We start from the raw sequence: 22,189 nt of genomic DNA on the forward strand, positions 1-22,189 counted from the left end.
ATGCCCTGGCGTTGTGCACCGGGGTAATTCTGACCATACCGACCTCGCATTCAATGAAATAAACAGAAAAATCAGGAATGTCCGGTGGTCCGGTGCATATACCCTAAGCGTGTTAATTATTTAAATAAACTAACTTTTAGGAATATGCATAGAAGGGCTGTCACCCCGGTTCACAGGGTGAGCCGAAGCGACGCGGTTGATAGCCCGGCGCGGACGAGGCTGGGCAGGGCGGTGTGCAGGCGGCGATGCGCAGTGTACGGGCGGGCGCCCAGCGGGAGTTGTTACCCACGCGGTCGAGAATGCAGTAGGTGACCTCCAGCCGGCAGTCGTCGCCGGCTTCGATAATCACGTGGGGCGGCACCCACACCTGCACCGCCCGGCCGACGCCCTGGGCCTGGATGCGGGGCAGGTCCAGGCGTACATCGCCCCAGCGCAAGGTGATGGCGTCGCCCGTGCTCATGTTCAGGTAAGGCTCGATGGTCAGTGGAATGCCGCGCCTTACCTGGCTGCTGTTGACGCCATGGCGGCGGATCGTCTCGGGCAGGTTCACGGGCGCCAGGTTCTGGTTTTCGTCGCCGCCTTCAGGGTTCAGGCGCGGCAAAGGCTGACCGCCGGGGTAGTTGGTCTTGACCCGCACCAGGGTCACCGCCGAGCGCATCGGGCCATGGCCGATCTGCAAGACCTGGTAATGGACGCGTGCCGGGCCATCCTGCACAAAGCTCTCCGGTACGCACAGGTGGGTATACGTGCCGATCTTGCACGCCGTCACCTTGCGCGAGGCAGCAAAGCAGTTGTTCCAGAACAGTTCAATCAGGTCGCCCTCTTCCATGCTCGGGTAGGGTGAAATATCGACCTGCAAATGGGCGGAAGCCAGGGCGCTGATGCCGTTTCCAATAGCCTGGGGCAGCCTTGGGGCACGGAGCGTGGCCGGGGTTTGAGTGTGTGTCATAAGTAATCTCCTTGATGCAGCCAGCAGCAATCGTTCCGAAACCTCGACGCACAGGCGCAAGGGGGTCGAAAGACACGATTCAGTCAGTAGCCGGGATAGGATCCAATCCTCAAGGCGCTAGATAAGAGGGTTGGCCGGGGAGCGTCAATGGAGGCAAAGGGCTAAACGGCGGGTTTGGAGAGATTCAGAAGGGTCTGACGGGGAGGGGGATTTTAAGGCGCTGGCGAGGGGGGCTTTTACACGCTCAACCTGCAACCCGTTGTAGGAGCGAGCTTGCTCGCGAAGAACGCCCAGGCAACTCGGTCAACCTGATTCACCGCGTTATCGTTTACGTTCTTCGCGAGCAAGCTCGCTCCTACAGTGGGAGGTGTCAGTGGGCGAGGAATTTGCTCAGGAACTGCTTGGTGCGTTCTTCCCCGGGGTTGGCAAACAGCGCCTTGGCTTCGCCCTGTTCGACGATCACACCCTTGTCGAAAAAAATCACGCGGTTGGCCACGTCACGGGCAAAGCTCATCTCGTGGGTGACGATGACCATGGTGCGGTTTTCTTCGGCCAGGCTGCGAATGGTGGCCAATACTTCGCCCACCAGTTCCGGGTCGAGGGCCGAGGTGGGTTCGTCAAACAGAATCACCTCCGGCTCCATGGCCAAGGCACGGGCAATCGCCACACGCTGTTGCTGGCCGCCGGACAACCGCCTCGGGTAGGACGCTTCCTTGCCCGCCAGGCCCACCCTGGCCAACAGCTTGCGCCCCAGTTCTGCAGCCGCTTCCCGCGGCATCTTCTTGACCACGATGGGGCCTTCGATGACGTTTTCCAGCGCGGTGCGGTGGGGGAACAGGTTGAAGTTCTGGAACACAAAGCCCACATGCTGGCGCAGGCGCCGCACCAGGCCCTGTTGCTGGTTGAGCGGCCTGCTGCTGTCGATCTCGATGTCACCCACCTTGATACGGCCGCTGGTGGGTTCTTCGAGGAAGTTCAGGCAGCGCAGGAAGGTGGTCTTGCCCGAACCGCTGGGGCCGATGATGGCGACCACTTCGCCTTCCTTGACCTCCAGGTCGATGCCGTTGAGCACCACCTGACCGTTGAATTGTTTGGTCAGTTTTTCAACCACGATCATGCTTCAAGACTCCAGGTCATGCCGGTTGACCCGGTCTTCCAGACGATTTTGCAGATGCGCCAGGATGCTCGCCAGGATCCAGTAGATTAGGGCTGCGGACAGATACATGGTGAAGATTTCGAAGGTACGTGCCGACACCAGTTGGGCCTGGCGAAACAGCTCAGGCACCTGGATGGTGGCGGCCAGCGCCGTGTCCTTGACCAGCGAAATAAAGCTGTTGCCCAAAGGTGGCAACGCCGTGCGCATCGCCTGGGGCAGGATGGCCCGGCGCAACGTCTGCGCACGGGTCATACCGATACTGGCAGCGGCTTCCCACTGGCCACGCTCGATGGAGGCGATGGCGGCCCGCAGGATTTCACAGGCATAGGCGGCCATGTTCAGCGAAAAGCCGATCATGGCGGCCGGGATAGGGTCCAGCTCGATGCCCACTTGCGGCAAGCCGTAGTAGATCAAAAACAGCTGCACCAGCAACGGCGTGCCGCGAAAAAACGATACGTAGACCCGGGCGGTCCAGCTCAAGAGCTTGAAGCGCGACAGGCGCATCAAGGCCAGGCCGAAGCCCAGCAGCAGGCCGAAAAACATCCCGCCCAGGCTCAGGATTACCGTGTAGTACGCGCCCTTGAGCAGAAAGGGCGCGGAGTCCAGCGCGAGTTGGAAACCTGCTTCCATTATTGCGTGACGTCAGCGTTGAAGTACTTCTCGGACAGCTTTTTCAAGGTGCCGTCGGCGCGCAGTTTGTCCAGAGCCTTGTTCACCGCGTCGAGCAGCTCGGGCTCGCCTTTGCGCAGGGCGACACCGGATTCCTGACGGGAGAAGGCGTCGCCGGCAGCGGCGGTGTCGGGGGCTTTCTTGGCGTATTCCAGGGCGGCCAGACGGTCGATCAGGATGGCATCGATACGGCCGATGCGCAGGTCCTGGAATTTGGTTGGGTCGTCGTTGTAGGTCTTGATAATGGCTTTGGGTTGGTTGTCCTTGAGCCATTGTTCGTAGTTGGTGCCCAGGCCTACACCGACTTTCTTGCCGGCCAGGTCGTCGGCTTTACTGATCGAGTCGACGTTCTTTTTCAGCACCAGCGCCTGGATGCCGGACACGGTGTAAGGCTTGGAGAAATCGTACTTTTTCTTGCGCTCTTCGGAGATGGTCACTTGGTTGACCACGGCGTCCAGGCGCTTGGATTCCAGCGCGGCGAGGATGCCGTCCCAAGGTGTGGCTTGCAGCTTGACCTTGACGCCCAGCTCCTTGGCCAGCGCCTCGGACAGTTCCACTTCGAAACCGCTGAGCTTGCCGCTTTCATCGACGAAGCTGAACGGTGGGTAGGTGCCTTCCAGGCCGATCTTGATCTCGCCGGCCTTCTTGATGGTGTTCAACTGCTCGCCGGCAACCGCCTGGCCCAGCCAGCCAGCGCCAAGCGCCAGGCCCAAAGTGCCAACCAACAGCGTGCGACGAAATGCAGAAATAGTCATGGAGAGCCCCTGTGTTTTTATGGTGAGCGAAGCAGGTGACGCGGTAGTCGTATCCTGCCCTAAAGTGCGAAGCGCGTCTTCGCCTTCGGCGCGATGATAAGGTGGGTTTTTAAGTCTTGAAAATAATAAAAATACAATTTCATATTCTATTTTTGAATATGACCGTATTCAATCAGCTGAATACTGAGTCATAGGCAAACAACGCTGGCGCGCCACCGGTATGCAGGAAAATGATCGGCCCCTCTTCAAACCGCTGGCGCCCGATGCCGTCGAGCAAACCGGCCATGGCCTTACCGGTATACACCGGGTCCAGCAACAGACCTTCCTGGCTGGCCAAAAGTTTGATCGCCGAGAGGGTGCCAGCGTTTGGCTCGCCATAACGCGGCCCGAAATACTCGTCCCACAGGGTGACCTTGAAGGCGTTGGGAATAGCCACACCGAGCAACTCGGCGGTGCGTTCGGCCAGGCCCTGCACTTTCGGGAATTGCGCTTGCTCGGTGCGCGACACCGTGATGCCGATCACCGGCAATTGCGGCAATGCTTCGCTCAAGGCCAGGGCCAGGCCGCTGTGGGTACCGGCACTGCCGGAGGCGAGCACCACGGCGGCGAATTCAATGCCGCTGTCTTCAATCTGCGCGGCCAACTCCAGCCCGGCGCGCACGTAACCCAATGCGCCGAGGGCGTTGGAGCCGCCGATAGGCACCAGGTAAGGCTTCTTGCCGTTACTGCGCAGGCGGTCAGCGAGGGCGTTGAGTTGGTCGTCGACGTTGTCGAGGTTTTCCACCAACTCCACTTTGGCGTCGAACAGCTCCAGCAGCAGGCGATTGCCGTTGCCCAGGTAGTTGGGGTCTTCAGTACCGGTGGGATTTTCCAGCAGGGCAACACAGCCCAGGCCGAGCTTGGCGGCCAGCGCGGCGGTCTGGCGCACATGGTTGGACTGGATCGCGCCAGCGGTGACCAAGGTGTCGGCGCCCTGGGCAAGCGCGTCGGCAGCCAGGTATTCAAGTTTGCGCAGCTTATTGCCGCCCATGGCCAGCGGCGTGGTGTCATCGCGTTTGACGTAGACGTCCCTGCCCAGCCAGGCCGACAGCCGCTCGAGTTTTTCCAGGGCGGTGGCATTGCCCAGTAGTTCCAGGCGGTCAAAACGGGCGAGCTGTTGTTTGATCATGGTTACGCACGGTGGCTGAGTGATGGGGGGACTATAGGCAGGCACTTTTCATCGGGCAACCGTCAATCGCTTATGACGAAAGGTTCTTAGGCTCACACCATTGGTTCTTAAGAGCTGCCTGGGTGCATACCGTAAAGTGATGGCCATTTCGTCAGGAGTGAATACCGTGAGTGAGCGTTCCAGTCATTGGCAATTGCAGACCATCGTCAGCCAGCTGCGCGGCGCCCGCGACCAGTGGCGAACGCGCAATGGGCGCTTGAGTGGCGAGCATGGTGGCCGCGAATTGCCGTCCCGCGAGGCGGTGGCGCAGATTCTTGAGGCGTTGTGCGGTGCACTGTTTCCGATGCGCCTGGGCCCGGCGGACCTGCGCGAAGAAAGCGAAGACTTCTACGTGGGCCATACCCTCGACGTCGCGCTCAACGCCTTGCTCGCCCAGGCGCGCCTGGAGCTGCGCTATGCCGCACGCCAGAGCGGTGAGGATGACAGTGAGGTCAACGCCCACGCCATTCGTCTGATCCAGGATTTCGCCCTGGCGTTGCCATCCTTGCGCAGCCTGTTGGACACCGACGTACTGGCCGCCTACCACGGCGACCCGGCCGCCCGCAGTGTGGATGAGGTGCTGCTGTGTTACCCCGGCATCCTGGCGGTGATCCACCATCGCCTGGCCCACCACCTGTACCGCGCCGGCCTGCCGCTGCTGGCGCGGATCAGTGCAGAAATCGCCCACTCGGCCACCGGCATTGATATCCACCCTGGCGCGCAGATCGGCCCGAGTTTCTTTATCGACCACGGCACGGGCGTGGTGATTGGCGAGACGGCGATCATCGGCGAGCGGGTACGCATCTATCAGGCTGTGACACTGGGGGCCAAACGCTTTCCGGCGGATGAAGATGGGCAATTGCAGAAAGGCCACCCGCGTCACCCTATTGTTGAAGATGATGTGGTGATTTACGCCGGGGCGACGATCCTGGGGCGGATCACCATTGGCCAGGGTTCGACCATCGGCGGCAACGTGTGGCTGACCCGCAGCGTGCCGGCCGGGGCGAATATCACCCAGGCGAACTTGCAGCATGATGATGGGGCGCAGAAGTAGCTGAAGGTTGCACACCCCCCTGTGGGAGCGGGCTTGCTCGCGAAGGCTGCGTGTCAGTTCAAGCATGTGTTGGCTGACACACCGCCTTCGCGAGCAAGCCCGCTCCCACATTTTTATCCCCATTTCAAAGTTATATTGCTGAACGATTTGCCTCCTTCATCCGTCATACCAATCCCTGAGCTAGTGTAGGAAACACCTACCACTCGGCCCTGCGATTAGTCCAAGACCGCCTATTCATGTTTAACTTGAACGTTCGTTCAAGTTAAACCGGTGGTTCGCTGCCCGCTCACAACAGGAGGCTTACCTTTGCTGAGTCCGTTTTTTACAGCCATATCCCGCAACCTTGAGGTGCATCGTTCATGAGTGCATCGTCTACCTCATCCAGCGGCCTGGTGCGCATGAATGCGCCCGTTTTCTACTTTGCCGCCACCGTCATCCTGCTGTTTGGCATCACGGTCATCGCTATCCCGCAACAGGCCGGTGCCTGGCTGCTGGCGGCGCAAAACTGGGCGGCCAACACGGTCGGCTGGTACTACATGCTGGCGATGACCCTGTATCTGGTCTTCGTGGTGGTCACCGCGCTATCGGGCTACGGCAAGATAAAACTCGGTGCCGACCACGACGAGCCCGAATTCAGTTACCTGTCCTGGGCCGGCATGTTGTTCGCCGCCGGGATCAGCATCACGCTGTTTTTCTTTTGTGTCTCGGAGCCGCTGACGCACTTGGTGCAGCCGCCCCAGGGCGAAGCAATGAACGCCGATGCGGCGCGCCAGGCCATGCAGGTGCTGTTCCTGCACTGGGGCCTGCATGGCTGGGGCGTGTTCGCGTTTGTCGGCATGGCTCTGGCGTATTTCGCCTATCGGCATAACCTGCCGCTGGCGTTGCGCTCGGCGCTGTACCCGCTGATCGGCAAGCGCATCAACGGCCCTATCGGTTACGCCGTGGATGGCTTCGGCATTATTGCCACGGTGTTCGGCCTGGGCGCCGACATGGGCTTTGGCGTGCTGCACCTCAACTCCGGCCTGGACTACCTGTTTGGCATTGCCCATACCCAGTGGATCCAGGTGGGCCTGATCACCCTGATGATGGGCGCGGCGATCATCGTTGCCGTGGCCGGCGTCGACAAGGGTGTGCGGGTGATGTCCGACATCAACATGCTGCTGGCCTGTGCGCTGCTGCTGTTCGTGTTGTTCGCCGGGCCTACCCAGCACCTGCTCAACACCTTGATCCAGAACATCGGCGACTATTTGGGGGCGCTGCCCACCAAGAGTTTTGATGTGTACGCCTACAACGAGCCGAGCGACTGGCTGGGCGGCTGGACGGTGTTCTACTCGGCCTGGTGGATCGCATGGTCGCCGTTCGTGGGCCTGTTTATCGCGCGTATTTCCCGTGGCCGCACCATCCGTGAATTCGTGTTTGGCGTGCTGCTGATTCCGCTGGGCTTCACCCTGGCGTGGATGTCGATTTTCGGTAACAGCGCCATCGACCAGGTGCTCAACCATGGCATGGCTGCACTGGGCCAGTCGGCGATCGATGAGCCATCGATGAGCCTCTACCTGCTGCTGGAAACCTACCCGTGGAGCAAAACCGTGATCGCGGTCACGGTGTTCATCAGCTTTGTGTTCTTCGTGACCTCGGCGGACTCCGGCACTGTGGTGCTGTCCACCCTGTCGTCCAAAGGCGGCAACGCTGATGAAGACGGGCCGAAGTGGCTGCGTGTGTTCTGGGGCGCGATGACCGCCCTGGTCACCAGTGCGTTGCTGTTCGCCGGCAGTATCGACTCGCTCAAGTCTGCGGTGGTACTGACCTCGCTGCCGTTCTCGCTGATTCTGCTGCTGATGATGTGGGGGCTGCACAAGGCGTTCTACCTGGAGTCGCAAAAGCAGATCGCGCAATTGCATTCCCTGGCGCCGATTTCCGCTTCACGCAAAGGCCGAGGCGGCTGGCGCCAGCGTTTGAGCCAGGCGGTGCATTTCCCATCCCGCGATGAGGTGTACCGTTTCCTCGACACCACGGTGCGCCCAGCGATTGAGGAAGTGACCGCAGTGTTTGTCGAGAAGGGCCTTACGGTGGTGACCCAGCCGGACCCTGCCAACGACAGCGTCAGCCTCGAGATCGGCCATGGGGAAGAGCGTCCGTTTATCTACCAGGTGCAGATGCGCGGTTACTTCACTCCGTCGTTCGCCCTGGGCGGCATCGGCAAGAAAGAGATCAACAACCGCCGCTACTATCGGGCCGAAGTGCACCTGAGTGAGGGCAGCCAGGACTATGACCTAGTGGGCTACACCAAGGAGCAGATCATCAATGACATCCTCGACCAGTACGAGCGCCATCTGCAATTCCTGCATTTGGTGCGCTGATAGCGTTCCTCTCAAGTAGGTCTTTGCTGTAAAAGGAAGAGGCAGACTTAAGCGATTCAGCTGCTTAAAAGGCCCGGGAATATGCCTATTCCCGGGCCTTATTTGCCCTAGATCAAGAGAGGATTCGATGACGTACATTGCTGCCGAAAACCGCTATGAATCTATTCCTTATCGCCGCGTAGGCCGCAGTGGATTGGTGCTGCCAGCACTGTCCCTGGGGTTGTGGCACAACTTTGGCGACAGCACCCCGATCGATACCCAGCGCGCGTTGCTGCGCACGGCGTTCGACCTGGGCATCAACCACTTCGACCTGGCCAACAACTACGGCCCGCCTTACGGCAGCGCCGAGATCAATTTCGGTCGGTTGCTGCGCGAAGACTTCAAGCACTATCGCGACGAACTGATCATCTCCAGCAAAGCCGGTTGGGACATGTGGCCCGGCCCTTACGGCCAGGGTGGTGGTTCGCGTAAATACGTGTTGGCGAGCCTGGACCAGAGCCTGCAACGCCTGGGCGTCGACTATGTGGATATCTTCTATTCCCACCGCTTCGACCCCGACACGCCCCTGGAAGAGACCGCCAGCGCCCTCGCCACCGCCGTGCAACAAGGCAAGGCGTTGTACATCGGTATCTCGTCTTACTCCGGGGTAAAAACCCGCGAAATCGCAGCCTTGCTCAGCGAGTGGAAAGTGCCGCTGTTGATCCACCAGCCGGCCTATAACTTGCTCAACCGTTGGGTGGAAAAAGACCTGCTGGACACCACTGAAGAACTCGGCGCCGGGGTCATTGCTTTTACGCCGTTGGCCCAGGGTTTGTTGACCGATAAATACCTCAACGGCGTACCGGCCGATGCGCGGGTGAACCGTCCGGGTGGTGGCTCGTTGCAGGCCCAGCACCTGTCCGAGGCCAACATCGCCCATGTACGCGGCCTGAATGAAATCGCCAAACGCCGTGGCCAGAGCCTGGCCCAGTTGGCGCTCGCGTGGACATTACGTGATCCACGGGTGACCAGTGCGCTGATCGGCGCGAGCCGGCCGGAGCAGATTATCGAGAACGTCGGGGCGTTGAAGAATTTGAGCTTCAGTGCCGAAGAGTTGGCGGAGATTGATCGGTTCGCGCAGGAAGGTGGGATTAACCTGTGGGAAAAACCTTCCACCGCCGAATAATCTGACGAACTCGATAAGTGTAGGAGCGAGCTTGCTCGCGAAAAACGTCAACGATAACGCGTGCTTGCTGAATGAACGCGGCGCCTTTGAGTTTTTCGCGAGCAAGCTCGCTCCTACAAAGAAGCCTTAACTGACTGGCATTAGGGTTTGCCCACAGTTGATCTTCGCTGGATTCTAAAACGGCACATCCCCAAGAATCGTCGCCCGGTGCATCACCCGCCGCTGCGGCCGGTAGTCATCCACGGCGTAATGCTGGGTGACGCGGTTATCCCAGAACGCCACGTCGTTTTCCTGCCAGCGCCAGCGAATGGTGAATTCCGGGCGGGTGGCGTGGGCGAACAGCAGCTTGAGAATCGCCTCGCTTTCGGCCGGTTCAAGTTCATTGATCCGGGTGGTGAAGCCGTCGCTGACGAACAGCGATTTACGCCCACTTACCGGATGCGTGCGCACCACTGGGTGCGATAGCGGCGGGTTTTTCTTGCGGGTTGCCTCCCAGCGCACGAGGTCCTCGGCGGTGTTGCCAAAGCGCTCCAGCGGGAAGGACTTGGTGAAATCGTGTGTAGCGGTGAGGCCATCGAGCAAGCCCTTCAACGGCTCGGACAATGCCGCATACGCCGCAATCCCACTGGCCCACAAGGTATCGCCGCCGAACGCCGGCAACAGTTTGGCGCTGAGCACCGCGCCCAGGGCAGGCGTGGGCAGGAAGGTCACGTCGGTATGCCACACCGCGTTATCCCGCACATCGGTGACGGCGGTGTCGAGGATCAGCACTTCAGGCTGTTCCGGCACGTTGGGGTAGATAGGGTGGATGTGCAGGTCGCCAAAGTTTGCCGCGAACCGTGCCTGTTGCTGGGGCGTGATCGGCTGGTCGCGGAAGAACAGCACCGAATAGTCGAGCAACGCCTGTTCAATGGCCTCGCGCTGTTCGGGGTTCAGCGGCTGGCTGATATCGACGCCACTGATCTGGGCGCCCAGGGCGGTGCTTAATGGCGTAACGGTCAGGCTGCTCATTGTGGGTTCTTCACTCAGTGTGCCTGGCCATGCCAGGGCACTAATTTACGCTGCAGGGCGCGCAGGCCCATTTCCATGGCGAAGGCGATCAGGGCGATGACCAGGATCCCCAGCACCACCACATCAGTGACCAGAAACTGCGCCGCCGACTGCACCATGAAGCCCAGGCCGCTGGTGGCGGCAATCAACTCGGCCGCCACCAGGGTCGACCAGCCCACACCCAGGCCGATGCGCACACCGGTGAGAATATCGGGCAGGGCGCTGGGCAGGATCACATGGCGAATCAGTTGCGCGCGGGTGGCGCCCAACGACTGCGCCGCGCGCAATTTGGCCGGGTCGACGGTGCGCACCCCAGTGGCGGTGGCGATGGCAATCGGGGCGAAGATCGCCAGGTAGATCAGCAGCACCTTGGACAGCTCGCCAATGCCGCACCAGATCACGATCAACGGCAGGTAGGCCAGGGGTGGAATCGGCCGGTAGAACTCGATCAGCGGATCGAGAATGCCGCGGGCGATACGGTTGGCACCGATAGCGATCCCCACCGGTACGGCGGTCAGTACCGCAAAGCCCAGGCCCAGGCCGATGCGGCTGAGGCTCGCGCCCAGGTGCTGCCACAAGGTGGAATCCATATAGCCGGTGGTCGCCAACAGCCAGCCTTTTTGCAGCACGGCCGACGGTGGCGGCAGGAACAGGGGCTCGATCAATCCGGTGGCGGTGACGGCCCACCAGAGGGCGAGCAAGGCCACCAGGGTCAGCAGGCTGATCCAGCGCGTGCTCAGGCGCCGGCGCAGCGGGATCACGGCATGTGTGGCAGGCTCGGTGGCCGTGGCGGGAAGTTCGTAGCTGCTCATGCGTACACCTGCCGTTGGGAGAACACTTTGCCCTGCACGTGTTCGCGGGTTTCGATAAAGCGTGGGTCGGACTTGATGGCGCGGGCCGATTCTCCGGCGGCATAGCGTTGGCCGAAGTCCAGCTGCAACCGCTCAACGATCTGGCCGGGGTTGGGCGCGAGCAAGATCAGGTCGGTGGCGAGAAATACCGCCTCTTCGATGTCGTGGGTAATCAGGAACACCGGCTTGGCCGTGCGCCGCCACACTTGCAGCAGCAACTCCTGCATTTGTTCACGGGTGAAGGCATCCAGGGCGCCAAAGGGTTCGTCCATCAGCAATACGCGCGGGTCGGCCGCCAACGCACGCGCCAGGCCGACGCGTTGCATCTGGCCACCGGAGAGTTGCCAGATGCGGCGGCTGTCGAAACCGGCCAGGTCCACCAGCGCGAGCATTTCACGCGCACGTGTTTCACGCTGCGCTTTGGGCACACCGGCCAGTTCCAGGCCGAACGCCACATTGGCCAACACGTCCTGCCAGGGCAGCAGCGCGTCGTCCTGGAACACCACGCCGCGTTCGGCGCTGGGGCCTTTGACCGGTACGCCATCGAGGGTGATGCGCCCGGCAGAGGGTTCGACGAAACCGGCAATCAGGTTCAACAGCGAAGTCTTGCCACTGCCGGACGGGCCCAGGGCAACCAGCAATTGCTGGGGCCCAAGTTCCAGTGAAATATCGGACAGTACCGGTTCCGGGGCGCCTGGGTACCGTGCGCTGATGCGCTCCAGTTGTAGCAAGGCCATCGCTGTGAACTCCTGGGTCAGTGGGTAATGAACTGGGCGCTGACGTAAGGGGCGTAGTCCGGCAGCACGGCATCGACCTTGCCCTGTTCCTTGAGGAACGCAGCGGTATCGGTGACGGCCTTGGTGGTCGGTGCGCCCAGCAGGGTGACCTGGTCGGCAGCGAGCGGGTAGACGTTGCCTTGCAGCAGCAACGGGATATCGCTGGCCTTGGCACCGGAGAGTTTCACCAGTTTGTCGACGTTGCCGGAATCGGCGAGCCAGGCTTGTGGGTCTTTGCGGTAGGCGGCGTAGGCATCCAGAGTGACCTTGGCGAAAGCGGTGACGATCTCCGGGTGCTTCTCGGCGAAATCCTTGCGCACGATCCAGGCATCGAACGTCGGCGCGCCGAACTTGGCCAGCTCCCCGGAGGTGATCAGCACCTTGCCGGTTTCCTTGGCCACGCCCAGGGCGGGGTCCCACACGTAGGTGGCGTCTATATCACCGCGCTTCCAGGCGGCGATGATGGCCGGCGGGGCGAGGTTGAGGATGGTGACTTTGGCCGGGTCGATGTTCCAGTGTTTCAGCGCGGCGAGCAGGCTGTAGTGGCCGGTGGAAACGAAGGGCACGGCGATCTTTTTGCCGATCAGGTCTTGCGGGCTGTTGATGCCCGAACCGTTACGCACCACCAGGGCTTCGGCGCCGCCGATCTGGGTGGCGACGAGGAAGGTTTGCACCGGGACTTTGCGGGTGATTGCGGCGGTCAGCGGGCTGGAACCGAGGTAGCCGATCTGTACGTCGCCGGAAGCGATGGCGGCGATGATGTCGGCGCCATTGTCGAATTTGCGCCAGTCGATCTTGGCGTTGGTGGCTTTTTCATAGGCGCCATCGGCTTGGGCGACTTTGGCCGGGTCTACGGTGGTCTGGTACGCAATGGTCACATCCGCCGCCTGGGCAAACAGGCTGGCACCGGCCAGGGACAATGCGGCCAACAGGCGCAGAGGGGTCAGCAGTTTCAAGGGGAAGCTCCTCAATCAGGCGGCCGAGGGTCGGCGTGAGAGGAGACTAAATGATCTAAGAATTCGAAAATAAATAACTTTTTCGAATTAGCTTAAAACTTGTAGGAGCGAGCTTGCTCGCGAAAAACGTTAACGGTGACGCGTTCAGTCTGGATGAATGCGGTGTCCGTTGGTTTTTCGCGAGCAAGCTCGCTCCTACAGGTTAGTTGCTGATGGCGAGGATGCTTGCCTGGTACGAGCCGACAAACACGTCGAAATCGCCCACTTCGTTCTGCTCCAGCTCCGCCTGTTGCGCCAGCGACGCGCGGGCCAGTTCTTCAAAGCGCGCTTGTTCGTCAGCCGCCAAAGGCTCCTTGCGAAAGTATTCAGCATGCACTTCGCTTTGATGCAGGGAGAACTGCGCAAAACTTTCCTTGCGCTCCGCCATGGCTGCCAACACCTGGGCCGACGGGGTCAGGGACGGGTCCTTGACCTTGGCCAACTGGGCGTCCAGTGCCTCGCTGTGTTCGGTGATGCCGTGGCTCTGATCGAGCAGGGCGGCCAGCGGGGCAATCTTCTCCAGCAACTCGGCGGCCCATTCCTTCATGTCCACCGGTTGGCCGTTACGCTGCAATTGCAGGCCCGGACGGCGGCCTTCCTTGACCACGCTGAGGAAGTTGGAGGTGGCGTTGCCGCACTCGTTGTTGGCGAACAGCGGGCTGTCGTTCAGCGCGCAGTACAGCAGGAATGCGTCGAGGAAACGTGATTCCGGCAGGTCGATACCCATCGGCAGGAACGGGTTGATGTCCAGGCAGCGCACTTCGATGTACTGAATGCCACGGGCCATCAGCGCCTGGATCGGCCGCTCACCGGTGTAGGTCACGCGCTTGGGGCGGATGTTGGAGTAGTACTCGTTTTCGATCTGCAGGATGTTGGTGTTCAGTTGCACCCACTCGCCATCCTTGTGCGTGCCGACTTCAACGTACGGCGCGTAGGGTGTTGCCACCGCTTCGCGCAGGCTGTCGGTGTAGCTGGCCAAATCGTTGTAGCACGGCGTCAGGCCAGCCTGGGCGTTGCTCTGGTAACCCAGGTCGCTCATGCGCAGGCTGGTGGCGTAGGGCAGGTACAGGGTGTCGGCGTCGAGGACTTCAAGCTGGTGCGAGCGCCCGCGCAGGAAACCGGCGTCCAGGGCGGGCGAGGCGCCGAACAGGTACATCAACAGCCAGCTGTAGCGCCGGAAATTACGGATCAGCGCGATGTAGGCCGTGGACTGATAGTCGCGGTCGGTGCCGACAAATCCTTCTGTTTCCTTGAGCAACGGCCACAGCTGTTCCGGCAGGGAAAAGTTGTAGTGGATGCCTGCAATGCACTGCATGGTCTTGCCGTAACGCAGGGCCAGGCCCTTGCGGTACACGTACTTGAGCTGGCCGATATTGGAGGTGCCGTAGTAGGCAATCGGAATATCTTCCTCGGCCGGCAACGGGCACGGCATCGAGGGGCTCCACAGGTATTCGCTACCCAGCTTGGAGTAGGCAAAGCGATGGATCTTGTCCAGGCTGCTCAGGGTTTCGGCCGGGTTCGGCAGGGCTGGGGTGATGAACTCCAGCAGCGATTCCGAGTAGTCGGTGGTGATCTGTTCATTGGTCAGCGCGGCGCCCAAGGCTTCGGGGTGCGGCGTTTGCGCCAGGCGACCTTCGTTGGTGACACGCAGGCATTCGCGCTCGATGCCGTGCAAGCATTGCTCTAGCAGGGAGAGGTGTTCGCGCTTGCCGAGCAGGGCCAGGCGGCGGTTGAGAAGTTCGCTCAAGTTGGATTCCTTCACGCGTCAGTCGCCCCAATATGGGGGTGGGCAGGACGGTCTACAAGGGTGAAGTTGAAACTGGCGTGATCGCCTGGTTTTGAGTCGATTTGACCCGCTCTGAATTTGCCGACTTCACTCCATGAATTGGGCTACAGCGCAGCGAGAAAATTCCGACGCTGTTATCGCAGCGCCGAAATTAACTCAAATCGGGGGTGGGGAGCTATAGGACAGCGAACGTGCCCTGTGCTTTTGCGACAAGTCTTTCGCCTTGGTACACGTCCGCCTCGACCACCAGGGTGCGCCGGCCGGCGTGGATCACCCGGCTGGTGCACAGCACATCACCGTCTTCCACAGCGCGAATATAGTTGATCTTGCATTCGATGGTAGCGCTCTGCTGGTCAAAACCGTGGGCGCTGGAACAGGCCAGGCCCATGGTGATGTCCACCAGGCTGAAAATCGCCCCGCCATGGAGCTTGCCCGCGCGGTTGCGCAGGTGCGGCTCCAGGGTCAGGGCCACCTCGGCAACGCCCTCTTCCAGGCGTTGCAGGCGGCAGCCGATCAGTTCGCTGAAGGCGCTCTGGGTCAAACCGGCCGGAATCTCCATCAGCGCTTCTTCAGCTGTTTAGCGTTGGCAAACAGCGACGCCATGGCGTTGTTGCTCGGCGCGGCAGTCGCGGTTTCCTTGCGCGGCGCGTTGTTCTGCGACTGGCGCGGCGCCGAACCTGGGCGAGCGCCACGGGCACCGTCGATTTTCTCGCCGGGGGTGTCGCTCATGCGCATCGACAGGCCCACGCGTTTACGCGGGATGTCCACTTCCATGACCTTGACCTTGACCACGTCACCGGCTTTCACCGCCTCGCGAGGGTCTTTGATGAACTTCTCCGAAAGCGCGGAGATATGCACCAAACCGTCCTGATGCACACCGATGTCCACGAATGCGCCGAAGTTGGTCACGTTGGTTACCACGCCTTCGAGGATCATGCCCGGTTGCAGGTCCTTGAGGTCTTCGACGCCGTCCTGGAACTCGGCGGTCTTGAACTCGGGGCGCGGGTCGCGACCCGGTTTCTCCAGCTCTTGCAGGATGTCGGTGATGGTCGGCACACCGAAGGTTTCGTCGGTGTACTTCTTCGGATCCAGACGCTTGAGGAACGCGGCATCGCCAATCAACGAACGGATATCGCGGTCGGTCTCGGCGGCAATGCGTTGCACCAACGGGTAGGCTTCCGGGTGAACCGCAGAGGCGTCCAGCGGGTTGTCGCCGTTCATTACGCGTAGGAAACCAGCAGCCTGTTCAAAGGTTTTTTCACCCAGGCGTGCGACTTTTTTCAGCGCGGCGCGGGTTTTGAACGCGCCGTTTTCGTCGCGATGGCTGACGATGTTCTGCGCCAGGGTGGCGTTGAGGCCGGAGATCCGCGCCAGCAGGGCCACGGAGGCGGTATTCACATCCACGCCCACGGCGTTTACGCAGTCTTCCACCACCGCATCCAGGCCGCGTGCCAGTTTCAGCTGCGACACGTCGTGCTGGTACTGGCCGACGCCGATGGATTTAGGGTCGATCTTCACCAGTTCGGCCAGCGGGTCTTGCAGGCGACGGGCGATGGACACCGCGCCACGGATCGACACGTCGAGGTCTGGGAATTCCTTGGAGGCCAACTCCGACGCCGAGTACACCGAAGCGCCTGCTTCGGAGACCATGACCTTGGTCATTTTCATGGCTGGGTATTTTTTGATCAGTTCGGCGGCCAGCTTGTCGGTTTCGCGGCTGGCAGTGCCGTTGCCGATGGCGATCAGGTCCACCGCGTGCTTGGCGCATAGGGCGGCCAGGATCGCCAGGGTCTGGTCCCACTTGTTGTGCGGAACGTGCGGGTACACGGTGGCGTGGTCCAGCAGCTTGCCGGTGGCATCGACCACCGCGACCTTGCAACCGGTGCGCAGGCCCGGGTCGAGGCCCAGGGTGGCGCGCGGGCCGGCCGGTGCGGCCAACAGCAGGTCGTGCAGGTTGTGGGCGAACACGTTGATCGCCTCGGTTTCGGCGCCGTCGCGCAACTCGCCGAGCAGGTCGGTTTCCAGGTGGGTGTAGAGCTTGACCTTCCAGGTCCAGCGCACCACTTCGCCAAGCCACTTGTCTGCCGGGCGGTTCTGGTTCTGGATACCGAATTGTTGACCGATCATGCCTTCGCACGGGTGCATGGTGCCCGGCAGCTCGTCACCGACTTTCAACGCGGAGCTGAGAATGCCTTCGTTGCGGCCGCGGAAAATCGCCAGGGCGCGGTGGGACGGCATGCTTTTGAGCGGCTCGTCGTGTTCGAAATAGTCGCGGAACTTGGCGCCTTCTTCCTCTTTACCGGCGATGACGCGGGCGCTGAGGATGGCTTCTTGCTTGAGGTAGGTACGCAGTTTTTCCAAGAGGCTGGCGTTTTCGGCGAAGCGCTCCATCAGGATGTACTTGGCGCCTTCGAGGGCAGCCTTGACGTCGGCGACGCCTTTTTCAGCATCGATAAAGCGTGCGGCTTCGGCTTCTGGCGTCAGCGACGGGTCGTTGAACAGGCCATCGGCCAAGTCACCCAGGCCGGCTTCCAGGGCGATCTGGCCCTTTGTACGACGTTTCTGTTTGTACGGCAGGTAAAGGTCTTCGAGGCGGGTCTTGGTGTCGGCGAGCTTGATGTCGCGTTCCAGTTGCGGGGTCAACTTGCCCTGTTCCTCGATGCTGGCGAGGATGCTGATACGCCGCTCGTCGAGTTCTCGCAGGTAGCGCAGGCGCTCTTCCAGGTGACGCAGTTGGGTATCGTCGAGGCTGCCGGTCACTTCTTTTCGGTAACGGGCGATGAAAGGCACCGTGGAGCCCTCATCCAGTAGAGCGACGGCCGCTTCGACCTGTTGTGGGCGTACGCCGAGTTCCTCGGCGATGCGGCTGTTGATGCTGTCCATAAAACCACCTGAAATTCTTAAAATCAGCGCGCCGGCCCGTTAAACAAGGCACGGCGAGGCTGGTTGAGCGGCCCGACTGGCGCCGCTGCCTGGGTCAAGAGGCTGGCTATTGACCCTCGAAATCGAAAAATTCACGACAAGCGGGTAAAAAAAGCCCGGCAGCAAACGGTAACGATCTGACGTTGCCCCGCACGCAGGCGCCGCATTATAACCAGCGTTCTGCCCTTGGGGGCTACTGCGCCGCAGGTTGTAGGGCGCGGGTTCGCTGGCAGTAGATGAAAAATCTGCTAACAATGCACACGGTGCGTATAACGGCAGCTACGCCATAATGCGCGCCGAGATAAGAGGAGCATCCAATGAGCAGCACCGCACAAACTGCTGAAGGCGAAAAAATTCTCATCGTTGATGACGATCCGGGGCTGAGCAGCCTGCTGGAGCGTTTTTTCAACTCCAAGGGCTATCGTGCCCGCGCGGTGCCGAACACCGAGCAGATGGATCGCCTGTTAGGGCGTGAAGTCTTCAACCTGGTCGTACTCGACCTGATGCTGCCCGGCGAAGACGGCCTCACCGCGTGCAAGCGCCTGCGCGGTGCGAACAACCAGATCCCGATCATCATGCTCACCGCCAAGGGCGATGAGCTGAGCCGTATCAAAGGCCTGGAACTGGGTGCTGATGACTACCTGGCCAAACCGTTCAACCCCGATGAGCTGATGGCGCGGGTCAAGGCCGTGTTGCGTCGCCAGGCGCCGGCGGTACCGGGCGCACCGGGTAGCGAAGACGAAAGCGTCACCTTTGGCGACTACGAACTGTCGCTGGCCACCCGTGAGCTCAAGCGCGGTGAAGAAGTGCACATGCTCACCACAGGTGAATTCGCAGTGCTCAAGGCCTTGGTGATGAACGCTCGCCAACCGCTGACCCGTGACAAGCTGATGAACCTGGCCCGTGGCCGGGAATGGGACGCCCTGGAGCGCTCCATTGATGTGCAGATTTCCCGACTGCGCCGGATGATCGAGCCAGACCCGTCCAAGCCGCGGTATATCCAGACCGTGTGGGGTGTGGGTTATGTGTTTGTGCCGGATGGCACCGCAACCAAGTGACCGATGATTTGCAGGGGCGGGTATCCTGGCGTCTGACCCCATGAAGGTCGACGGGATGCCCGGCGTCTGCAATTCTGCGAGCACCGCTCGTTCCTGCAAGGTGTGCAGCTTTCATCTATGAAAACCCCGCTGTGGTTCCCACAAAGTTTCTTCTCCCGCACCCTCTGGCTGGTGCTTATTGTCGTTCTGTTTTCCAAGGCACTCACGCTGGTTTATCTGCTGATGAACGAAGACGTGCTGGTAGACCGGCAGTACAGCCATGGCGTCGCCCTGACGTTGCGTGGTTATTGGGCGGTAGACCCTGAGAACCGCGAAAAAGTAGCCAAGGCATCGACCCTGACCCGGGTTGACGGCGCCGGTGTGCCTGAAGGCGAGCAACATTGGCCTTACAGCGAGATTTACCAGCGCCAGATGCAGGCCGAATTGGGCGCCGACACCGAGGTGCGGCTGCGTATGCATGTTTCGCCTGCGCTGTGGGTGCGAGCGCCCAGCCTGGGGGATGCGTGGATCAAGGTTCCGCTTTATCCGCACCCGCTGCGCGGGCAAAAAATCTGGAACGTGTTGGGTTGGTTCCTGGCCATTGGCTTGCTCTCAACGGCGTCTGCGTGGATTTTCGTCCGCCAGCTCAACCAACCCCTCAAACGCCTGGTGTTTGCCGCTCGCCAACTGGGCCAGGGGCGCAGTGTGCGCCTGCCGGTCAGCGACACCCCTAGTGAGATGACCGAGGTGTACGGCGCGTTCAACCAAATGGCGGAAGACGTCGAACAAGCTGGGCGCGAGCGCGAGTTGATGCTGGCAGGGGTGTCTCATGACTTGCGCACACCCTTGACGCGATTACGCTTGTCCCTGGAGTTGATGGGGGACCATACCGACCTCACCGATGACATGGTGCGCGACATCGAAGACATGGACGCCATCCTGGACCAGTTCCTGGCGTTCATCCGTGACGGGCGGGATGAGGTGGTCGAGGAGGTCGACCTCACCGACCTCGTGCGTGAAGTGGTTGCGCCCTATAACCAGAACGGTGAACAGGTGCGCACGCGCCTGGAGCCGATCCAGCCGTTCGCCTTACGCCGGGTGTCGATGAAGCGCCTGCTGAACAACTTGATTGGCAACGCCTTGCACCATGCCGGTTCCGATGTGGAAGTGGCCGCGTACGTCTCCGGCGACAGTGCCGCACCTTACGTGGTGCTGAGCGTGATGGACCGTGGCACTGGAATCGATCCGGCGGAACTGGAAGGTATCTTCAACCCCTTCACCCGTGGCGACCGAGCCCGAGGTGGCAAGGGCACGGGGTTGGGGTTGGCGATTGTGCGGCGGATTGCGTCGATGCATGGCGGCAATGTTGAGTTGCGCAACCGCGAAGGCGGCGGGTTGGAGGCGCGGGTGCGGCTGCCGCTAGGGTTGATGCTGCCTAGAGACGCTGTCTAACAAGCAATCTGAACGCAAATGTGGGAGCTGGCTTGCCTGCGAAGAGGGCGGCACATTCAACGTCGTTGTTGACTGAGCTACCGCTATCGCAGCATAGGTATCTACACAATTTTGTACGTTGTAGCAGCCGACGGTAACTACGATGCGAAGCGAGTCGCTCTTGATCTTGATCTGCTTTTGATCTTAGGCGCCCCGTTAAACCACGCTGGCCGGAATTCGACAGGGATTTGGGGGGTAAACCGGCAGGGATGCCGGTTTAGCCGCCCCGCGCCATGGATGGCGCGTGGCGGCGGCCCCCCAAATCACTGGCGGATTACGGGCACACCGAGCCTAGGCGAGGTGCCGAGTGGTGGGGCAAGAGCGTTTTGCTTACTTTTGCGCTTTTCAAAAGTGAGCCGCTGTCAGAGCGGAACCCTAAGTGGCCGTTACCGCAGGAATGGATATGTACTCGGTATAACTGTGTCGATTGTCAGGCCGCCTTCGCGAGCAAGCCCGCACACACATTGGGACCGAGGGGCGCCAGGTAGATAGCCGCCGGCTGGCAGGCCGCTATCGCAGGCAAGCCAGCTCCCACAGGTGTTTTGTGATGGGTGGTAGGTGTGGGTATTCAGCCCTTGCCCTTGGTCCGAGTCATATTCGGCCCGCCGTTCTTCTCCAGATGCTGAATGATGATCCCCGCCACATCCTTACCGGTGGTGGTTTCGATCCCTTCCAGGCCTGGCGATGAGTTTACTTCCATCACCAGCGGGCCATGGTTGGAGCGCAGGATGTCCACGCCCGCCACGCTCAGCCCCATCACCTTGGCCGCACGCAGCGCGGTCATGCGTTCTTCCGGGGTGATCTTGATCAGGCTGGCGCTGCCGCCACGGTGCAGGTTGGAGCGGAACTCACCGGGCTTGGCCTGGCGCTTCATGGCCGCAATCACCTTGTCGCCCACCACGAAGCAGCGAATGTCCGCGCCGCCCGCTTCCTTGATGTATTCCTGCACCATGATGTTCTGCTTGAGGCCCATGAACGCCTCAATCACCGACTCCGCTGCCGTTGCTGTTTCACACAGCACCACGCCGATGCCCTGGGTGCCTTCGAGCACCTTGATCACCAGCGGTGCGCCGTTGACCATCTCGATCAGGTCGGGAATATCATCCGGGGAGTGGGCAAAACCGGTGACCGGCAGGCCAATGCCTCGGCGCGACAGCAGTTGCAGGGAGCGTAGCTTGTCCCGCGAGCGCGCAATGGCCACGGATTCATTCAGCGGAAACACGCCCATCATTTCAAACTGGCGCAATACCGCGCAGCCATAGAACGTCACCGAAGCGCCGATACGCGGGATCACCGCATCAAAGCCTTCCAGGGGCTTGCCCCGGTAGTGGATCTGCGGCTTGTGGCTGGCGATGTTCATGTAGGCACGCAACGTGTCGATCACCACCATTTCATGGCCACGTTCAGTGCCGGCCTCGACCAGGCGGCGGGTGGAATACAGACGCGGGTTTCGCGACAGCACAGCGATCTTCATGCAGCACCTGGGGCAGAAATAGTGGAGACCGGGAACACCGGCTTGTCTTGAACGTACTTGAGGCCCGGATTGACCACCAACTGGCCGTCAATCAGTGCCTTGGAGCCCAGCAGCAGGCGGTAACGCATGGCTTTGCGACAGGCGAGGGTGAACTCTACCCGCCATACCCGATCACCCAGGGCTAGGGTGGTGCTGATCACGTAGCGCACCTGTGCATGGCCGTTGGAGCTCTTGATGGTTTTCATCGTCACCAGGGGCGCTTCACAGCGCCGGTGACGTAATTGCACCACGCTGCCCAGGTGCGCGGTAAATCGCACCCACTTTTCACCGTCGCGCTCAAAGGGCTCGATATCGGTGGCGTGCAGGCTTGAGGTGCTGGCGCCGGTGTCGATCTTCGCGCGCAGGCCCGCCACTCCCAAGTCGGGAAGTGCCACCCACTCACGCAGACCTACAACGGTCAAATGGTCAAATGTCTTCAATAGGGTTAACCGG

At 61.0% G+C, this 22,189-nt stretch carries 19 protein-coding genes; 5 read left to right on the forward strand and 14 right to left on the reverse strand.

Features of this window, described 5'->3' with window-relative positions:
• Positions 1-160: 160 nt before the first annotated feature.
• The 5 genes from ACWHXD_RS01180 to ACWHXD_RS01200 all read right to left on the reverse strand — a co-directional run bounded on the left by ACWHXD_RS01180 (position 161) and on the right by ACWHXD_RS01200 (position 4,697).
• Positions 161-949, reverse strand: coding sequence for a hypothetical protein (locus tag ACWHXD_RS01180; protein ID WP_138761768.1), 789 nt, complete (start codon positions 947-949; stop codon positions 161-163).
• Between the two features lie 370 nt (positions 950-1,319).
• On the reverse strand, positions 1,320-2,066 hold the full coding sequence (gene tcyN / locus ACWHXD_RS01185) for an L-cystine ABC transporter ATP-binding protein TcyN (RefSeq protein ID WP_138761767.1): 747 nt from the start codon (positions 2,064-2,066) through the stop codon (positions 1,320-1,322).
• Between the two features lie 3 nt (positions 2,067-2,069).
• Entirely contained in the window at positions 2,070-2,735 is a 666-nt protein-coding gene (gene tcyL, locus ACWHXD_RS01190) for a cystine ABC transporter permease (protein WP_003187646.1), read from the reverse strand.
• Positions 2,735-3,529, reverse strand: a complete 795-nt coding sequence (tcyJ, locus tag ACWHXD_RS01195) for a cystine ABC transporter substrate-binding protein (RefSeq protein ID WP_138761766.1) — start codon at positions 3,527-3,529, stop codon at positions 2,735-2,737. The genes tcyL and tcyJ overlap by 1 nt, the downstream gene beginning before the upstream one ends.
• Before the next feature lie 172 nt (positions 3,530-3,701).
• Positions 3,702-4,697, reverse strand: a complete 996-nt coding sequence (locus tag ACWHXD_RS01200; protein WP_138761765.1) for a D-cysteine desulfhydrase — start codon at positions 4,695-4,697, stop codon at positions 3,702-3,704.
• Positions 4,698-4,863: 166 nt separating this feature from the next.
• On the opposite strand from ACWHXD_RS01200, the gene epsC reads away from it, so the two are divergent.
• The 3 genes from epsC (at position 4,864) to mgrA (ending at position 9,315) form a co-directional block, all read left to right on the forward strand.
• On the forward strand, positions 4,864-5,790 hold the full coding sequence (gene epsC, locus ACWHXD_RS01205; RefSeq protein WP_014716464.1) for a serine O-acetyltransferase EpsC: 927 nt from the start codon (positions 4,864-4,866) through the stop codon (positions 5,788-5,790).
• A 398-nt stretch (positions 5,791-6,188) separates the two neighbouring features.
• Positions 6,189-8,150 carry a choline transporter BetT gene (gene betT, locus ACWHXD_RS01210; RefSeq protein ID WP_499085026.1) on the forward strand — a complete coding sequence of 654 codons (1,962 nt, stop codon included), beginning with the start codon at positions 6,189-6,191 and terminating at the stop codon, positions 8,148-8,150.
• 127 nt (positions 8,151-8,277) lie between these two features.
• A complete protein-coding gene (mgrA, locus tag ACWHXD_RS01215; protein WP_032894128.1) occupies positions 8,278-9,315 on the forward strand; it encodes an L-glyceraldehyde 3-phosphate reductase in 1,038 nt (345 codons plus the stop codon).
• A gap of 174 nt (positions 9,316-9,489) precedes the next feature.
• On the opposite strand, the gene tauD is transcribed toward mgrA, so the two are convergent.
• The 7 genes from tauD to ACWHXD_RS01250 all read right to left on the reverse strand — a co-directional run bounded on the left by tauD (position 9,490) and on the right by ACWHXD_RS01250 (position 17,656).
• Complete coding sequence (gene tauD / locus ACWHXD_RS01220) at positions 9,490-10,326, reverse strand: taurine dioxygenase (protein WP_138761764.1); 837 nt, start codon at positions 10,324-10,326, stop codon at positions 9,490-9,492.
• Between the two features lie 14 nt (positions 10,327-10,340).
• Positions 10,341-11,177, reverse strand: coding sequence for a taurine ABC transporter permease TauC (tauC, locus tag ACWHXD_RS01225; protein WP_032894126.1), 837 nt, complete (start codon positions 11,175-11,177; stop codon positions 10,341-10,343).
• Positions 11,174-11,953, reverse strand: a complete 780-nt coding sequence (gene tauB / locus ACWHXD_RS01230) for a taurine ABC transporter ATP-binding subunit (RefSeq protein ID WP_138761763.1) — start codon at positions 11,951-11,953, stop codon at positions 11,174-11,176. The genes tauC and tauB overlap by 4 nt, the downstream gene beginning before the upstream one ends.
• Positions 11,954-11,970: 17 nt before the next feature.
• Positions 11,971-12,948, reverse strand: coding sequence for a taurine ABC transporter substrate-binding protein (gene tauA / locus ACWHXD_RS01235; protein WP_138761762.1), 978 nt, complete (start codon positions 12,946-12,948; stop codon positions 11,971-11,973).
• A gap of 202 nt (positions 12,949-13,150) precedes the next feature.
• The gene (gene gshA / locus ACWHXD_RS01240; RefSeq protein ID WP_138761761.1) at positions 13,151-14,734 is read right to left on the reverse strand and encodes a glutamate--cysteine ligase; all 1,584 of its coding nucleotides are present in this window, start codon (positions 14,732-14,734) and stop codon (positions 13,151-13,153) included.
• Between the two features lie 214 nt (positions 14,735-14,948).
• Complete coding sequence (locus ACWHXD_RS01245) at positions 14,949-15,332, reverse strand: PaaI family thioesterase (RefSeq protein WP_138761760.1); 384 nt, start codon at positions 15,330-15,332, stop codon at positions 14,949-14,951.
• Positions 15,332-17,656, reverse strand: a complete 2,325-nt coding sequence (locus ACWHXD_RS01250) for a Tex family protein (RefSeq protein WP_032894121.1) — start codon at positions 17,654-17,656, stop codon at positions 15,332-15,334. The genes ACWHXD_RS01245 and ACWHXD_RS01250 overlap by 1 nt, the downstream gene beginning before the upstream one ends.
• Positions 17,657-18,012: 356 nt before the next feature.
• Between ACWHXD_RS01250 and ompR the strand changes: the two genes are divergently transcribed.
• Entirely contained in the window at positions 18,013-18,753 is a 741-nt protein-coding gene (gene ompR / locus ACWHXD_RS01255) for an osmolarity response regulator transcription factor OmpR (RefSeq protein ID WP_003187669.1), read from the forward strand.
• Between the two features lie 117 nt (positions 18,754-18,870).
• Positions 18,871-20,184, forward strand: a complete 1,314-nt coding sequence (locus ACWHXD_RS01260; RefSeq protein WP_003187671.1) for an ATP-binding protein — start codon at positions 18,871-18,873, stop codon at positions 20,182-20,184.
• Between the two features lie 607 nt (positions 20,185-20,791).
• Here the strand turns inward: ACWHXD_RS01260 and rimK are convergent.
• Positions 20,792-21,697 (reverse strand): 30S ribosomal protein S6--L-glutamate ligase, encoded by a 906-nt coding sequence (gene rimK / locus ACWHXD_RS01265; protein ID WP_003187674.1) that lies wholly within the window; start codon positions 21,695-21,697, stop codon positions 20,792-20,794.
• Positions 21,694-22,176: a retropepsin-like aspartic endopeptidase RimB gene (gene rimB, locus ACWHXD_RS01270; RefSeq protein ID WP_003187676.1), complete on the reverse strand. Its 483-nt coding sequence runs from the start codon at positions 22,174-22,176 to the stop codon at positions 21,694-21,696. Before rimB ends, rimK begins: the two co-directional genes overlap by 4 nt.
• Positions 22,177-22,189 lie beyond the last annotated feature (13 nt).

This window comes from Pseudomonas fjordensis (assembly GCF_976987115.1).

Excerpts from the sequence above, each read along its gene's own strand:
- ACWHXD_RS01180 (WP_138761768.1), bottom strand. The coding sequence starts at position 949 with ATGACACACACTCAAACCCCGGCCACGCTCCGTGCCCCAAGGCTGCCC.
- tcyN (WP_138761767.1), bottom strand. The coding sequence starts at position 2,066 with ATGATCGTGGTTGAAAAACTGACCAAACAATTCAACGGTCAGGTGGTG.
- tcyL (WP_003187646.1), bottom strand. The coding sequence starts at position 2,735 with ATGGAAGCAGGTTTCCAACTCGCGCTGGACTCCGCGCCCTTTCTGCTC.
- tcyJ (WP_138761766.1), bottom strand. The coding sequence starts at position 3,529 with ATGACTATTTCTGCATTTCGTCGCACGCTGTTGGTTGGCACTTTGGGC.
- ACWHXD_RS01200 (WP_138761765.1), bottom strand. The coding sequence starts at position 4,697 with ATGATCAAACAACAGCTCGCCCGTTTTGACCGCCTGGAACTACTGGGC.
- betT (WP_499085026.1), top strand. The coding sequence starts at position 6,189 with ATGAATGCGCCCGTTTTCTACTTTGCCGCCACCGTCATCCTGCTGTTT.
- mgrA (WP_032894128.1), top strand. The coding sequence starts at position 8,278 with ATGACGTACATTGCTGCCGAAAACCGCTATGAATCTATTCCTTATCGC.
- tauD (WP_138761764.1), bottom strand. The coding sequence starts at position 10,326 with ATGAGCAGCCTGACCGTTACGCCATTAAGCACCGCCCTGGGCGCCCAG.
- tauC (WP_032894126.1), bottom strand. The coding sequence starts at position 11,177 with ATGAGCAGCTACGAACTTCCCGCCACGGCCACCGAGCCTGCCACACAT.
- tauB (WP_138761763.1), bottom strand. The coding sequence starts at position 11,953 with ATGGCCTTGCTACAACTGGAGCGCATCAGCGCACGGTACCCAGGCGCC.
- ACWHXD_RS01245 (WP_138761760.1), bottom strand. The coding sequence starts at position 15,332 with ATGGAGATTCCGGCCGGTTTGACCCAGAGCGCCTTCAGCGAACTGATC.
- ACWHXD_RS01250 (WP_032894121.1), bottom strand. The coding sequence starts at position 17,656 with ATGGACAGCATCAACAGCCGCATCGCCGAGGAACTCGGCGTACGCCCA.
- ompR (WP_003187669.1), top strand. The coding sequence starts at position 18,013 with ATGAGCAGCACCGCACAAACTGCTGAAGGCGAAAAAATTCTCATCGTT.
- ACWHXD_RS01260 (WP_003187671.1), top strand. The coding sequence starts at position 18,871 with ATGAAAACCCCGCTGTGGTTCCCACAAAGTTTCTTCTCCCGCACCCTC.
- rimK (WP_003187674.1), bottom strand. The coding sequence starts at position 21,697 with ATGAAGATCGCTGTGCTGTCGCGAAACCCGCGTCTGTATTCCACCCGC.